The sequence below is a fragment of the Desulfomonile tiedjei DSM 6799 genome, from assembly GCF_000266945.1.
GTDB classification, from domain to species: domain Bacteria; phylum Desulfobacterota; class Desulfomonilia; order Desulfomonilales; family Desulfomonilaceae; genus Desulfomonile; species Desulfomonile tiedjei.
Genome location: NC_018025.1, coordinates 504159 through 518686, shown reverse-complemented (window position 1 = coordinate 518686; position 14528 = coordinate 504159). Strand labels below are relative to the sequence as shown.

13 protein-coding genes are annotated in these 14528 nt (G+C 50.7%); 7 read left to right on the top strand and 6 right to left on the bottom strand.

Going from position 1 to position 14528, the window contains the following annotated elements; genetic code table 11:
• Window positions 1–11 precede the first annotated feature (11 nt).
• Genes DESTI_RS02215 through DESTI_RS02205 form a run of 3 tightly spaced genes read left to right on the top strand, consistent with a single transcriptional unit; the run spans window position 12 to window position 2839 of the window.
• Window positions 12–1379 (top strand): uroporphyrinogen decarboxylase family protein, encoded by a 1368-nt coding sequence (locus DESTI_RS02215; protein ID WP_014808337.1) that lies wholly within the window; start codon window positions 12–14, stop codon window positions 1377–1379.
• A gap of 14 nt (window positions 1380–1393) precedes the next feature.
• Window positions 1394–2023, top strand: coding sequence for a cobalamin B12-binding domain-containing protein (locus DESTI_RS02210; RefSeq protein WP_014808336.1), 630 nt, complete (start codon window positions 1394–1396; stop codon window positions 2021–2023).
• 15 nt (window positions 2024–2038) lie between these two features.
• A complete protein-coding gene (locus DESTI_RS02205; protein WP_014808335.1) occupies window positions 2039–2839 on the top strand; it encodes a methyltetrahydrofolate--corrinoid methyltransferase in 801 nt (266 codons plus the stop codon).
• Between the two features lie 40 nt (window positions 2840–2879).
• Here DESTI_RS02205 and DESTI_RS02200 read toward each other — a convergent pair whose 3' ends face one another.
• Entirely contained in the window at window positions 2880–4013 is a 1134-nt protein-coding gene (locus tag DESTI_RS02200; RefSeq protein WP_014808334.1) for an NAD(P)-dependent alcohol dehydrogenase, read from the bottom strand.
• Window positions 4014–4555: 542 nt separating this feature from the next.
• On the opposite strand from DESTI_RS02200, the gene DESTI_RS02195 reads away from it, so the two are divergent.
• Window positions 4556–4966, top strand: a complete 411-nt coding sequence (locus DESTI_RS02195) for a Crp/Fnr family transcriptional regulator (protein WP_014808333.1) — start codon at window positions 4556–4558, stop codon at window positions 4964–4966.
• 181 nt (window positions 4967–5147) lie between these two features.
• Here DESTI_RS02195 and DESTI_RS02190 read toward each other — a convergent pair whose 3' ends face one another.
• From DESTI_RS02190 to DESTI_RS02170, 5 genes are all read right to left on the bottom strand, one after another.
• Window positions 5148–5864 (bottom strand): ABC transporter ATP-binding protein, encoded by a 717-nt coding sequence (locus DESTI_RS02190; protein WP_014808331.1) that lies wholly within the window; start codon window positions 5862–5864, stop codon window positions 5148–5150.
• Window positions 5857–6615, bottom strand: a complete 759-nt coding sequence (locus DESTI_RS02185) for an ABC transporter ATP-binding protein (RefSeq protein WP_014808330.1) — start codon at window positions 6613–6615, stop codon at window positions 5857–5859. The genes DESTI_RS02190 and DESTI_RS02185 overlap by 8 nt, the downstream gene beginning before the upstream one ends.
• The gene (locus tag DESTI_RS02180) at window positions 6602–7633 is read right to left on the bottom strand and encodes a branched-chain amino acid ABC transporter permease (protein WP_435051215.1); all 1032 of its coding nucleotides are present in this window, start codon (window positions 7631–7633) and stop codon (window positions 6602–6604) included. Before DESTI_RS02180 ends, DESTI_RS02185 begins: the two co-directional genes overlap by 14 nt.
• A complete protein-coding gene (locus tag DESTI_RS02175) occupies window positions 7630–8490 on the bottom strand; it encodes a branched-chain amino acid ABC transporter permease (RefSeq protein WP_014808328.1) in 861 nt (286 codons plus the stop codon). Before DESTI_RS02175 ends, DESTI_RS02180 begins: the two co-directional genes overlap by 4 nt.
• Window positions 8491–8649: 159 nt before the next feature.
• Complete coding sequence (locus DESTI_RS02170) at window positions 8650–9930, bottom strand: ABC transporter substrate-binding protein (RefSeq protein ID WP_014808327.1); 1281 nt, start codon at window positions 9928–9930, stop codon at window positions 8650–8652.
• A gap of 410 nt (window positions 9931–10340) precedes the next feature.
• Between DESTI_RS02170 and DESTI_RS02165 the strand changes: the two genes are divergently transcribed.
• From DESTI_RS02165 to DESTI_RS02155, 3 genes are all read left to right on the top strand, one after another.
• On the top strand, window positions 10341–10991 hold the full coding sequence (locus tag DESTI_RS02165; RefSeq protein ID WP_014808326.1) for a TetR/AcrR family transcriptional regulator: 651 nt from the start codon (window positions 10341–10343) through the stop codon (window positions 10989–10991).
• Between the two features lie 74 nt (window positions 10992–11065).
• Window positions 11066–13081: a PAS domain S-box protein gene (locus DESTI_RS28300; RefSeq protein ID WP_014808325.1), complete on the top strand. Its 2016-nt coding sequence runs from the start codon at window positions 11066–11068 to the stop codon at window positions 13079–13081.
• 235 nt (window positions 13082–13316) lie between these two features.
• A complete protein-coding gene (locus DESTI_RS02155; protein ID WP_014808324.1) occupies window positions 13317–14528 on the top strand; it encodes an efflux RND transporter periplasmic adaptor subunit in 1212 nt (403 codons plus the stop codon).

Genomic DNA, 14528 nt, shown 5'->3' with positions numbered 1-14528 from the left:
GAGAAAGAATCGTGTCTGAAGATATGAAAACGGTATTTGAAGAAAGGCTGGGCCGATATCACGCGGCAGTAGCTCTGGAACCTCACGATCGCATTCCCATTGCGACCGGAAGTAACTATTTCGCTGAAGTCTATTCGGGAAACACCAAGCAGGAAACACTTTATGATCCGGACAAATGGCTGCAGGCGGAGGTCAAATTCTGCCAGGATTTCCCGGAAATCGATGTTCTCAGAGACAACCGCGTATACGGACCCCTCTATGATGCATTGGATGTCAAAACCTACAAGCTTCCCGGAAGAGATCTTCCTCCCGATACTCAGTTCCAGTTCGTTGAACAAGAATATATGAAGGAAGATGAATATGATGATTTGATTAACGATCCTACAGGATTCATGATCGACATACTCTTGCCGAGGATTCTGGGAGAGCTGGGAAATAGAGGGAGCGGCCGTTCGTACATCGCAATGTGGAAGGCCGGAGTAGCCATGGCGCAATTCGCGGCAATCATGAGAAACCGCGGCATGGTTCTGGAACAACAGTGCGGCATGCCCCAACCCATGGCCGGTTTCTTTCTCGCTCCTTTCGATGTTTTGGCCGACGCCTTCCGTGGTCTCACCGGAACGTTCCTCGACATGTTCCGTCAGCCTGACAAGGTGCAGGCAGCATGTGACGTGCTTGTACAGGAAATGGCTCATATGGCCCTCTCAATGGCCGATCCGCTGAAGCGCTATCCCATTTTCGTGCCCACTCACAAGGCTATCTTCATGTCTCCCGAGCAGTTTGACACCTTCTATTGGCCTTCATTCAAGAAGCTGATGGAGATCCTTATCGACTCCGGTTACAACATTCGGGCGTACCTGGAAGGCGACTGGGCAAAGCACTGGCACCACATGCGGGAGATGCCGAAAGGCAGAGTGTTGTGTGACATTGACTCCCAAGGTGACATTTATCAGGCGAAGAAGGATCTGGAAGGGTATCAGTGCATTGCAGGCGGCGTTCAGGATTCCATGCTGATCCTGGGAACACCCGATCAAGTGCGGGAACACGTTCGAGAGCTTTGCCAGACAGTAGGAAGAGGTGGAGGATACATCATAAGCGCAGGATGCTCCTTCCCTTACGATGCAAAACCGGAGAATTTCAGGGCCATGGTCGATGCAGTCATGGAGTATGGTTGGCATGACAAAACCATCAAGGCAAAACCGAAAGCCGCTCCGGCCGTCGGCAGAGTTGAAGCTCTGAAACCTCGAAGAGTTCTTACCCCCTGGGAGGTCAAGAAAGCAGAAATAGAGCCCATTATGGGAGACGAAAACCTTATCAAGAAACATTGGGAACAACTCGAAGGCCTGGCCCACACATTCATGTGGCAATGGTCACTCTAATACAGGAGACAATTATGATGGGAGATCTAGCTCAGGCATTGGCCAATCTGGAAGAAAAAAAGGTATATGAGCTTATTGACAAGCAAATAGCTGAAGGTATCAACCCCTTGGACATCGTTCAAGAATGCAATGACGGGATGATCAGAGTCGGAGAGCTCTTTTCCGAGCAGAAGTACTTCATAAGCCAGCTCATTTATTCGGCAGAGATCCTCAAACAGGTGATGAAGAAACTCGATCCCTTGCTTGCAGGTGTTCAAACCACTGGCGGTGGCAGCGGAAAGGTCATTATCGGAACAGTGAAAGGAGACATTCACGACATAGGGAAGAATATCGTTATCACCTTGTTGAAAGGTTCCGGATTTGACGTCATCGATCTTGGAGTGGATGTGCCGACTGAAAAATTCGTGGAAGCAGTGAAGGAATCGGGAGCGAAGGTTTTAGGGTTAAGTGCGCTCTTAAATTTCACGTACCCGGTCATGAAAGACGTGGTGGACGCTGTGAGCGCGGCAGGACTTCGCGATCGGGTCAAGATAATCGTCGGGGGAACCCCTGTTAACGAACAGGTTCGAGAATACTCCGGCGCTGACTACTATGCGGTGGATGCGGTAGCAGGTGTTCGCATATGTAAAGAAGTCTATGCCTGAACCAGTGAGGAAGAAATGTTCATCATAGGTGAGAAGATAAACGCCACTCGCAAGGGCATAGATGCTGCCATAAAAGCGAAAGATGTCTCTCATATCCAAGAGGTGGCGAAGGCACAGGAGCAAGAGGGTGCTCATTCCCTGGACGTCAACTGTGGTACGGTTCATGCCTCCGAAGAACCGGAGGCCATGAGGTGGCTGGTTAAGATTGTCCAGGAAGTGACCCAGCTTCCGTTGTGCATAGATAGCGCCAATTCGGAAGCTTTGGCCGCAGGACTTGACGAACACCGGGGAAAGCCCTTGATCAACTCCATCAGCGGAGAAACGGCCCGGTACAATAGTGTGCTGCCGCTGGTAAAACAGTACAATGCCGGAGTCGTCGCCTTGTGCAATGACGATCGCGGGTTGCCTACAACCAAAGAAATGGCGTTGGAAGTCGGCGACTCGCTGGTAAATCGTTTGGTGAAAGATGGGGTTCCGGTCGATGACATTTACCTGGACCCACTTGTTCGCACTCTCGCCACAAGTCCGGAAACAGTGGTCGATTCGCTCGAAGTCATGCGGGAATTATCCCGCAGGTTCCCGGGCCTTCACTTTGTAAGCGGTTTAAGTAATGTCTCGTACGGTCTTCCTGAGCGGCGCCATCTCAATCGGGCTTTTGTAGTAATGAGCATTGCTTGCGGGCTCGATGCAGTCATCGCCGATCCCCTAGATGCTCAACTCATCGCCCTTATGTACGCTTCTGAAGCGTTGGTCAATAAGGACCGTTTTTGCATGAACTACATAGGGGCATACAATAACGGCAAACTGAAAGTGTAAGAACCAGTGGAACCTTTTGCACAAAAAGGTTCCACACCTTTCACGATTCATAGGGATTTGCAGTCAAAACAGTTCTCTCTGTCTCACTAATTCGTAGGATCGGCTTGATGGTATCACCGCGTTTCGCGTCTGCAATCGCTTTGTTGATTTTGCTGAAATCGTAGAATTTTATGAGTCGATCGAAGGGAAATTGCCCCTTTCGGTACAATCGAATGAGTTTAGGGATGAAACGCTGGGGAATGGCTTCTCCCTGGATAATCCCAAGGGTTTTTCTTCCCTCAGGGAGAGAAGTCCCGCTCTCTCCAGTAAGAAGTGCCACCGTTCCACCTGGATTCAACACTTCAATGGCAAGTTGGTTCATTTTGAAATTCCCGGTGGTTTCGATCACGTAATCCAGGCCACTGCCTGTAATGTCGGTGACTTGAGCAGCCACATCTTCATGACGATTGTCGATAACATGAGTCGCACCTAATTCTAAAGCGATCTGGAGGCGCGCAGGTTTGATGTCTACTCCAAGGATCGGATTTGCCCCCACGATACGGGCAGCCATGATCGCCGCAAGACCTACTGACCCGGTTCCAAAGATAGCCAGACTAGCCCCTTTCACAATCTTCAGGGAATTCATCACCGTTCCTGCGCCCGTTTGGATGCCGCACCCGAGTGGAGCCAAAATCTCCAGAGGCAGATCCTCGGGAACCTTCACGAGGTTTCGTTTTGTCGCGAGCACGTGCGTGGCAAACGAGGACTGGCCAAAGAAGTGACCGCGGACACCGCTTCGTTGCAGAGCATTGCTGCCGTCCAGGCGCTGGAACCCGAAATTCGCTTCCCAGAAGAATTCACAATCCGTAGGGTGCCCGCTTCGACATTGAGAGCATCGGCCGCAAGACTGGTAAGACAGCACGACATGATCACCGGGTGCAACTCCCTTGACTGTTCTTCCGACCTGCTCTACGACTCCCGCGCCCTCATGACCCAACACCACAGGCACATCTGCAGAATCCCAGGTATCACAGAAATCTATGTCTGTATGACAGATACCCGAGGCCACGATGCGCACGAGAACCTCATCGTCCCGCGGACCTTCCAGTTCCAGGGATTCGATCCTCAAGGGCACTCTTTTTCTTCTCAGAACGGCTCCCTGTATCTTGTGCACCTGCACATCTTTCTGACGCATCGCCTGATTCCTTATGCCGATTCACTCGAGATAGTAAGATTTGGAGTACCTTTCTCGTAACGGTTTATGCTTTTGCTGACAATTGTACTACAAACCTCCCCATTATCAATTTGAAGGTTGAGGTGAGGCAACAGCAGTTGCAGAGGTTTTCTATCGAATGGACGATGCTTGATCGTGAAAGTCGATCTGCAAAGATGGCATCAGCTTGCCTGGCGAAATCTACCACCTGTCGCTACGCTCAGCAAAAAACCGATTTCTGGACGGTTTTACTTGATTGCTTGCCAGGCAGAACAGGGTAATGTACAATAAAAAACAGTACAAAAGATTCAGAAACGTGACGACCGGTCTAGCCTAATTGAGCGCTGCCGCGGACGGTTTCATGGCCGTCGACTCCAAGCCAAACCGCTAGACCATTTGGCACCCACCGAAAGGCCCCGACATAACAACAATACTTGTTTAATAGATCCCGTTATTTCTAATGGATGGATGCAAGGGCCGTATCAAAGAACTTCCTGATTTCTCTCAACAGAAAGGAGATCGTCATGTTTCTAACAAAAACCGATTTCTTTAAGGACATGAAGGAGGGGGCCATTCACGAGATTTCCGAGATTGCCGTGGAAGAGTCTCACGATGCCGGCGTCAGGCTCTTTGCCCCTGGAGATCCTGCCAACGACTTCTTTCTCCTTGTGGAGGGGAGCGTACGAATCAGCATCGGAAAGTCCAATCACAAGGAATACGTCGTACAAAACGTCGGAGAAGCATTCGGATGGTCCAGTGTCGTAGGCAACGAAGTCTATACTGCCGATGCGATCTGTATGGTTCCGACCAAATTACTGAGAATCTCCAAGACAGATCTTGAGAAGGTGTTCGAAAACCACGAACGTAGTGGCAGGCAGTTTTATCTGACTCTCGCTCGGCAGCTCGGAAAGCGGCTGGTCGATATGCATAAGTGATGAACTCACTGGACGGCGCCAACCCGCATACCTTTGCCGCCGTTCCATATGGCGTTTTTTCAGGTTCAGAAGTGCTAAGCCAAGGCGTTGCTGGGACTTCTTGGAAAGAGGATCGGGGAAGCACTTTCAGCGAGAAGGCTCTCCCCGATTTTACCTCCCGAAATGAACTGGTATGAAGAGGTTACATTCCAAGGTAGGCTTTACGGACCTCTTCGGAATCCAGGAGTTCACGCGCTGTTCCGGCCTGGACAATTTTTCCGCTCTGGATCACGTACCCGCGATGTGCAATTTCCAGGGCTTCTTGAACCATCTGTTCCACGAGAAGAACGGTAGTGCCTGTACGATTGATGGCAGTAATGGTGTCCATCATCTTTTCCACCATGCTTGGCATGAGTCCGAGGGACATTTCATCGAGCATGAGCAGTTTCGGCCGAGACATCAAGCCGCGAGCTATTGCCAGCATCTGCTGCTCTCCCCCGCTCAGGGTCTCGGCAATCTGTTTGGACCGATCTCCCAGGACAGGGAAGATCTCCAGAAGCTCTTCAAGCCTGCGACGGATCTCCGTCTTTGAATGTTCAGTGTAGGCCCCCAGGGACAGGTTTTTCTCCACCGATAGCTTGGAGAAAATCCGTCGTCCTTCGGGAACGTAGCTGATGCCGAGTTTCAAGATTTCGTGTGCTGCAAATTTGGAGATGTCGGTCCCTTCAAAGAGGATGTTTCCCTTCAGAGGATGATTGAGACCGCTGATGGTTCGCATGGTTGTGGTCTTGCCCGCGCCGTTCGCTCCCACAATAGCAACCAGCTCTCCTGGCATTACTTCCAGAGAAACACCGAAAATTACCGGTATTCCATCGTATCCGGTGTACAGATCGTTGACTCTCAAAATTGCATCAGCCAAGAGGTCCATCCCCCCTTAACGCCCTGTAACGCTTACTGTATTTGGAACCCAGATAAGCCTCGATCACGCGTGCGTCGTGAACGATATTCTTTGGAGCGTCCTCGGCAATTTTCACGCCACCGTCCAGCACTACGATTTTGTCAGCTATGGGCATGATCCCTTCCATGACGTGCTCAACAATCATCATGGTGATGCCGCTCTGCTGGAGTCGCCGGATAACCTCAACGGACGCTTTGACTTCAGTAGAAGTTAACCCTGCCATGACCTCATCAAGCATGAGCAATTTGGGTCGCGTTGCAAGCGCTCTGGCCATCTCGAGCCGCTTCTTACCGCCGATGGGCAGATCGCCTGCCGGCTTTTCCTGAAGCGACTCCAGGCTGCACAGTCGGATACATTCCGCGGCCCGATCGAACGCCTCCCGTTTTTCCGAACCCCTGAGAAAAGCGCCGACCAGTACGTTATCGAAGACCGACATATCTTTCAGGGGACGTACTACCTGGAACGTACGCACCGCACCTTTACGGGCAATCCGATAGGGTTTGAGACCCGTGATGTCTTCGCCGTCGAAGACGATGCGGCCGCTGGTCGGTTTGTACAGGCCGGAGATGCAGTTGAAGAGCGTCGTTTTTCCGGCACCATTTGGGCCGATCAGACCGACAATCGATCCGGCTTCCACAGTGAAACTCACCCGGTCGTTGGCTACCAACTCCCCAAATTTCATTGTCACATTTTGCACATCAAGGAGTGTCATAGGGCCCATCTCCTTTTGCTGCATCTGTTTTCTTCGAGAACCAACTACGCATATCGCGGACAATTCCGATCATCCCCGCGGGTTGCTTTATTACCATAAGGATAATGAGCAGCCCGAAGACGATCAGGTCAACTCCACCGCCCAAACCGCCCCAGAAGGCCCGGGTATACTCCTGCATGGGGATCAAAACCGCAGCACCCAGCAAAGGACCGATAAGTGTGCCCGACCCGCCGAGGATGGTGATCAATACGAATTTCATCGACATGTCGAGCGACATGACCATTGGTGGGTCCACCCTGAGATTGTACTGCACAAAAAAAGCCCCGCAGATCGCGGCCATTGCAGCGGAAAGAGCCATAGCCGCCAATTTTACCGCGGTACTGTTGACCCCAAGGGATTCTGCAGTCTCCTGCCCTTCCCTCACTGCTCGCATGTAATACCCGAAGCGATTGCTTTCGAGCCACCGAACTACGCCGAATATCAAGATGAAGATAACAAGTGCGCAGTAGTAGTAACCGATTTTGGAATTATGCCACATCAGATTCTTCAGGCCTTCGTCCACCAGGGGATAGTCTAATCCCAGAGCTCCCCCGATCCAATCCCAAACAAGGAAAGCACGGTTGAAGATCTCGACGATGGCAAAGGTGGCGATGGCAAAGTAGTGACCGCTCAGTTTAAAGCAAGGATAACTGATAATTACTGCGACAATAGCGGCCACGATCATCCCGATTAATATACCCGGCCACGGCAGTCCACCGTAGGTGACAACAGCCATTCCCGCACCGTATGCGCCGATTCCGAAAAATACCGAGTGGCCGAAGGATACCTGGCCGCAATAGCCGCCGATGATGTTCCAGGCTTGAGCCATACTCGCGAAGAGCAAAATGAGGATCATCACATGCATGCGAAATGAATTCGCAGTCACTACAGGAAACAGAGGTAACAACGCCAATATTGCCAGGAACACAAGCCAGGCCGCATCTTTTCGCGTGAATGCTTTCCGCTGCAAAGAATTCACCATCCGAGTATGCCTTTCGGTCGCAGAAACACCACAGCGAGATAAAGGCCGAAAACTGCTATGTACTTGAAGACCGGCGCAATGTAGAAACCTGCGAGAGATTCAACGACGCCCACGAGGATACCGGCGAGAAATGCGCCCGGGATGCTTCCAAAGCCTCCCATGGCAACGCAAATAAATGCAATCAGCCCGAACATGGAACCGACTTCCGGGTGGACAGCCAGATAAGAAGGCATGATGCCCCCGGCGATACCTACGCATGCTCCACCGATTCCAAAGACCAGAACGTAAATTCTTTCCGTGTCGATACCCATAAGCTCCGCGGCATCCCGGTCCATGGCTGTAGCCTGAACGGCCCATCCAAATCGGGTTCCACTGACGAGCGCGTAGACAAGCCCGACCACAATGACTGCCAAAATTGCTGCCGTCAACTGGGGCACAGGAAAGATCAACCCTCCCAGGTGGAATGTCTTGTCCGACAGGAAGGTACCGGAAAGGATGCGGAAATTCGGTGAAAAGAGATTCATGCAGACATTCTTGAGGAACATGGCAAGCCCGAAGGTAGCCAACAAAGCCACGAGCCCCGGTTTACCGATGGTGAAGCGGATAATCAGCTTGTACGTCAGCACCCCAAGCGCAAAGACAAAAGCACCTGCAGCCACGGTGGACACGAGCGGATCTACATTCGCAAGAAACCCCAGCCAGTAACTTACGTACATGGCGACCATCAAGTATTCGCCGTGCGCGAAATTGATGACATCCATGACGCCCCAGATAAGACAAAGCCCCGCAGCCACAAGGGCATAGACCATGCCGCTAAGCATACCGTCGATGAGAACCTGAATAAATGTCTCCATAGATTCCCGCAGCCTTCAGCAGACGAACGAAATACAGTCGATTGTTCGCATTAAAGTGAAGCCCCATTCTTTTTCCCGAAATTTCCGATTGCGCCGGGGACCGACAGCCGAATGCGACATCGGCCTCCAGCGCAAAGGGGAAATTCCGCGAGTGTTTACCTATCGCTGGTTCCACGCTTTCATGGGGAAGACGATAGAAGTGTCAGCCATTTCTTCCGGAAAGATCCTTTTGTAATCTCCTCCCTGAAGCTGGGTGACGACACTGTGGGCCTTAATGTTCTGGCCGCCTTTTGCAAAGGCCACTTTCCCTCCGAGAGACAAGGGAGAATCCCATGTGTTTTTCTGGAGGCTTTCAGCGACTTTTTCAGGATCCAGATTTCCGGTCTTTTCAATGGCCTGGGCAAGCACCAGCATAGCCACAGCTTCCTGGATGCTGTCACCATCGAAGGGGACTCCACCGGTCTTGGACTTGAAGATCTCCTCAACTACTCCCACAGCCGGCATTAATGAGGCGAACTGGGGCGAGTAGGCGGTGGACCCCATGAAGAAGTCTGCGTCACCGGCAAGCTGCTTCGAGATAACAGGGTCCTGGTACCCGGAACAGTAGCTAATGGAAATTTTAGGTAGCCATGCAACCTGCTTCATAGTACGGACCCACAGCGAGTAATCGGCGCCCAAACAGGCCCCGAATACGGCATCCGGGTTTTCTTTTTTCAGAGTTTGCACTTCACTGTTCAGATTGGTGGCGCCAGGACTGAAGGGTACATCTGCTACGACACGGAAACCGCCGGCCGCGGCGGACTTTTTCGCTTCTTCGGCCGCATGTTTGCCGAACTCGCTATTCTCGTAAATCACTCCGAGTGTCTTGATATCGGCTTTCTTCTTGTCATTCAACCACTTCAAGACTTCCACGAACTCGATAGACTCGGTCTCGTCCGTGGGGGCCAGTCGGAAGAAGAAATTCATATTGCGCTGTGTCAAGGCCGCCGAACTGGATGCTCCACACATGAATATCTTTTTCATACGTTCTGCAACCAGGCTTGCAGGCTTGCTGACGGCACTGTTATACGATCCGATGATGGCCCAGACTCCTTCCTGGTTGAAGAGTCGCTCGGCCTCCGCCTTGCCCACATCCGGTTTGCCCTGGCTGTCGGCATGGACAAGCACGATCTTGTGGCCACCCAGAATACCTTCCTGATCGGCCAATGGAACCTTGATTTCAGGGTGCTTGTTGTTGATGATTTCAACCGCGGTCTGCACAGCAGCCTGGCAGCGCTGGCCGGCTGTTGCAACAGGACCCGTGAGGGGGAAGAGGGTACCGATCTTTATTACCTTTTCGCTAGCTAATGCCGATCCAGCTCCGGGACCGAAACCCACCACGAGACAGAGAACGATCGAACATGTCAGCCAAAAGCTCCAGCGTGTCGAACGATGAGACATGAGAAAATATCTCCTTCTTCTGAATTATTCGACGGTCCTACTATTCCGCGTTCTTCTGATGCGCGAAGGGACGATGACAACTTTCAACCCGAAAGCCCTCACATACTTGCCCCAAAAGCCCGTAACAGTCAAACCGTCAAACTGTTGAAAAAAGCCTATCATAGGGAATTTTTAACAATATCTTGCTACCAATGTGTCAGTCAAGACAATATTGTCCGCCTCGTTAACGTTCGGTCATTCCAGAAAAACGATTTCTGTCACAATTCCCCAAGCCGTTGGGATCACATCAAAACTGATAAAGCTCACGTTGAACACAAAATCCTATTGTGTCTCGATTATCTATTGACTACACCCTCCATTTTATAGAAGATGACGTCAGATTCAGAATATGCATTCAGGAAGATAAACGAATGGCAGCTTTCCTCCTCGGCGAGACTAAGACAGAGATGAAAAACCTGCCCCGCAAAGAACGAGAAAGGCTCTTGCAACGCAGAGAAATACTTGACGCAGCCCTAAAGCTCTTCTCGGAAAAGGGGTACCACAACGTCTCCGTCCACGAAATTGCAAAAGAAGCGGAATTCGGTATAGGAACTTTGTACAAATTTTTTGCAAACAAAGAGGAGCTATACAAAGCTCTCATCATGGAAGTTGGGGAAAAATTTCATTTCGCTTTCATGCAAGTTCTTGAACAGGAACAGGATCCTTTTCAGGTCATCAAAAGGTTCATCGCCAAGCGTCAGGAACTGTTTTCAGAAAATCTTCCTGTCATGCGCTTGTATTTTGCTGAAACCAGAGGAGCGAGTTTTAATGTCAGAGCCGGCTTGGACCGGGAGTTGATCAAGCTTTACGATGAAGGATTGGCAAAACTGGTTTCCGTGTTCGAGAGAGGCATCAAAGAAGGTGTTTTCCGGGCTCTTGAGCCTCGTCACATGGCTCTGACACTTGACGGTATGATCAATGCTTTTCTTTACCAGATCATCACGGATCCCGTTCGATCTCGTGAAGAGGATGGCCTGTCGACTGCCACGGATATTTTTTTCAGAGGGGTGTTAGTTAAATAACGAAGGGTTTGTCAATGCAAGCCCGCGTAACCTGATTTCAAAAAGGCTCTGACTGATTAGAGAGGTGAACCGCTATGGTGGAAAAGGACATAGCGATCGGTGGCAAAGCTTTTGAGGACAGTCGTGCACTCCAAAGTGCGCCCGTGTCAACAGAAGACTCGAAATCACCCCAAAACTTTGACATGAGAGAGTTTCAACCGCCGGCATTGGCAAAACTTTTGGATAGTATACCTGCGCCTGCATTATTGATCGATCCATTGTCACGCATAGTCTTTGCCAATCATTCTTGCAGCAGAATCAGCCGGAATCCTGAGAAACTCCGAGGATTGTCTCTCTTGACGCTCTTTCCTGAGCAATCTGTGGTCCCCGAAATCCAACGTCTGACCGAGCAAGTCTTCTCCACTGGCAAAAGTCAAGTTATTGACTCCACACTTGAGATTATGGGACAGAGGGTGAAGAGTCGTCTTTACCTGCAGGCCATGGGGCTTGGAGAAAATAAATGGATGGTGCTCTTCGTCGAAGATCTTGCCGGTGAACAGACTCAGGCCCCCCCGATTCAGCCATACCACGACGAATTCCGCAACCGAATCGCGGTATGCGGAAATACGCAGAAATTTCCGTTTGATAATCATCAAAGGCTCGCGCTTGCCTTGCGAGGGTCGGATTTGGGATTGTGGGATGTCGATCTTCTGGAGCACAGAGTATTTGTTGATAATACTTGGACCGAAATCGTCGGTTATCCTCCCGATGAGATTGAGCCGAGCGCAAGTTTCTGGCTCGATCATGTTCATCCCGACGACAGCCAAAGACTCCTTAATGCCTGGAATGAGCATCTCGGAGGATATGCAGAGCGTTTCAAGGCCGAGCACCGCATCAGAACCAAATCGGGTGAATGGAAATGGTTGATGGCCCGCGGGAAAGTAGTGCAACGCGACGATCAAGACAAACCGTTGAGGATTTCAGGGGTGGTAATTGATGTCACGGATCGCAAATGTGCTGAAGAAAAACTGCTTCAGGTTGCACGAGTGTTTACTGATGCTATAGATCCGATTTTCATCGTGGATTTGAAAGATACTGTCATCGATTTGAATCGTTCGGCTGAACATACCTATGGCTGGAATCGGGAAAATCTGATAGGTAAAAGCATATTGACAATTGTGCCCCCGGAATTTCGCGAACGGGCTGAGATGTTCCATGAGCGCAGCAAGCGAGGAGAAAGAGTCGAAAATGTCGATGTCGTTCACGTAACAAAATCTGGCGTCACTATCCCGATTTTGCTCAGCCTCTCCGTCTTGACGAACGAAAAAGCCGAGCCGGTGGGCATAGCAATCATAACCAAGGACTTGAGCAATCTCAAGCGTACGGAAGAGATGCTTCATGCTCAGATGGAAGGACTGAAACGCAGCAACAAGGATCTGGAGGAATTTGCGTACTTAGCAGCCCACGACCTAAGAGAACCGCTTATTGGAATTGCGGCATACGCAAAGGTCCTGCAAAAGCGTTACAAAGAAAACCTTGACGCTCAGGCACATCGATTTATCTCACGAACACTCGATACGATTACGCGCATGGACTGTCTTATTCAAAGCCTCTTGTCATATTCTCGTCTGGAAGGTGACGCACGAAACCTGGAGCCTACCGACTGCAATCTCGCTCTGACTCAGGCTCTGGCAAATCTTAGATCGGCAATAGAGGCAAGCGGAGCCAAAGTTATAAATGGCTCACTTCCGACAGTGAAAGCCAACCCAGGATTGCTCGTCCAGGTATTTCAAAACCTGATTAGCAACGCTATCAGGTTTGCCGGCGATGAACTCCTTCAGATTCATATCGGTGCATTACGTGAAGGAACTGAATGGACCTTTTTTGTCAAGGATAACGGCATCGGAATCGAACCACCCTATTTCGACCGAATTTTTCGCATTTTTCAGCGACTTGAGTCCAGTCTGGATCGCCCTGGAACGGGCATTGGATTGGCCAACTGCAAAAAGATCGTTGAACGTCATGGCGGACGAATTTGGGTGGAATCCAAACCGGGCGAAGGCTCGACTTTTTTCTTCACCATCCCGGATTGGAAGACTTCTGGAACTTAGACGAAAATCGGAATAGGATGGAAATTAAGGATAACGAATAATGCAGAGCGTGTGGCCGTTATCCTTGAGCCTCGTACCGACCTCGTTCTATTGTCCGGCTTGAAGACTCTCAATGACAACCATGTCACGAAAAATGAGACCTCAGTCTTGAAAATTTAATCTGCTGCGCGAACAGTAATTTCGTGCAAAATTTTGAGAACTTTATTCGCTCATCATCAATTTGGAGATATCTCTAATGCAATCAAATGAAACGGTTTACGAACCACTCAAATGGATCGTGGTTTTTACGGCCCTATTAGGTGGCCTCTTTTTGGGCGGTTGCGACCGCCGGCAACAATCCCAGCAGCCAGCCGTTCCAGAAGTCGCCACAGTGACAGTTCAGCCGCAAGAGCTTGTACTGACAACCGAATTACCTGGACGCACCTGCGCGTACCTCGTTGCGGAAATCCGGCCACAGGTGAACGGCATCATAAAGGACCGTTTATTCACGGAAGGTTCCGATGTGAAGGCCGGACAAATACTTTATCAAATCGATCCGGCTCCCTTCCAGGCGGCACTGGACAGCGCGCGAGCTTCGCTTCTCAAATCAGAGGCAAATCTGCCTGCAGTCAGGTTGAAAGCCGAGCGATCCAAACAATTGCTTGAGGCCAAAGCTGTCAGTCAACAGGACTTCGATGACAAAGACGCAGCCTTGAAGCAGGCAGAAGCTGATGTAGCCTACTGGAAGGCAGCCGTCGAGACTGCCCGTATTAACCTGGATTACACGCATATTTGCGCGCCCATCTCCGGGCGTATCGGCAAATCGAACGTCACGACCGGCGCTCTTGTGACCGCGCATCAGGCTGTACCGATGGCCACCATTCAGGAGATAGATCCCATTTATGTGGATGTTGCTCAATCCACCACCGAACTCCTGCGATTGAAGCGGAATTTCCAAAGAGGCTTACTGAAAAATAACGGCGAAAATCAACGAACAGTGAAGCTGCTTCTGGACGATGGAAGACCGTACCCGTTGGAGGGCACACTTCAGTTCCGGGATGTTACTGTCGATCCGACCACGGGATCGGTCATCTTGCGAATTGTGTTCTCAAATCCGAAGCATGTCCTGCTCCCTGGAATGTTTGTGAGGGCTACCGTCGTGGAAGGAACGGCCGACCAGGCCATACTCGTGCCTCAGCAAGGAGTGAGTCGAGACCCCAAAGGCAATCCTATCGCGTTGATTGTGGATGCTGATGGAAAGGTACAGCAGAAGAAACTAAAGCTTGATCGTCCGATTGGGGATAAGTGGCTTGTCTCTTCAGGTCTTGCACCGGGTGATAATTTGATTGTGGAAGGCTCGCTGAAAGTTCGGCCCGGAGCTACGGTAAAAAGTGTTCCTTTTCTCGACGGCCAAAAGGCAGTCAAGACTCCTGAGGACACTCACACCGCATCTAAAGAATCGAACTAA

Bases quoted from the DNA above. Each gene is read 5' to 3' on its own strand.
- DESTI_RS02155 (WP_014808324.1), top strand. From the start codon at position 13,317: ATGCAATCAAATGAAACGGTTTACGAACCACTCAAATGGATCGTGGTT.
- DESTI_RS02205 (WP_014808335.1), top strand. From the start codon at position 2,039: ATGTTCATCATAGGTGAGAAGATAAACGCCACTCGCAAGGGCATAGAT.
- DESTI_RS28300 (WP_014808325.1), top strand. From the start codon at position 11,066: ATGGTGGAAAAGGACATAGCGATCGGTGGCAAAGCTTTTGAGGACAGT.
- DESTI_RS02170 (WP_014808327.1), bottom strand. From the start codon at position 9,930: ATGTCTCATCGTTCGACACGCTGGAGCTTTTGGCTGACATGTTCGATC.
- DESTI_RS02195 (WP_014808333.1), top strand. From the start codon at position 4,556: ATGTTTCTAACAAAAACCGATTTCTTTAAGGACATGAAGGAGGGGGCC.
- DESTI_RS02165 (WP_014808326.1), top strand. From the start codon at position 10,341: ATGGCAGCTTTCCTCCTCGGCGAGACTAAGACAGAGATGAAAAACCTG.
- DESTI_RS02175 (WP_014808328.1), bottom strand. From the start codon at position 8,490: ATGGAGACATTTATTCAGGTTCTCATCGACGGTATGCTTAGCGGCATG.
- DESTI_RS02200 (WP_014808334.1), bottom strand. From the start codon at position 4,013: ATGCGTCAGAAAGATGTGCAGGTGCACAAGATACAGGGAGCCGTTCTG.
- DESTI_RS02185 (WP_014808330.1), bottom strand. From the start codon at position 6,615: ATGACACTCCTTGATGTGCAAAATGTGACAATGAAATTTGGGGAGTTG.
- DESTI_RS02210 (WP_014808336.1), top strand. From the start codon at position 1,394: ATGATGGGAGATCTAGCTCAGGCATTGGCCAATCTGGAAGAAAAAAAG.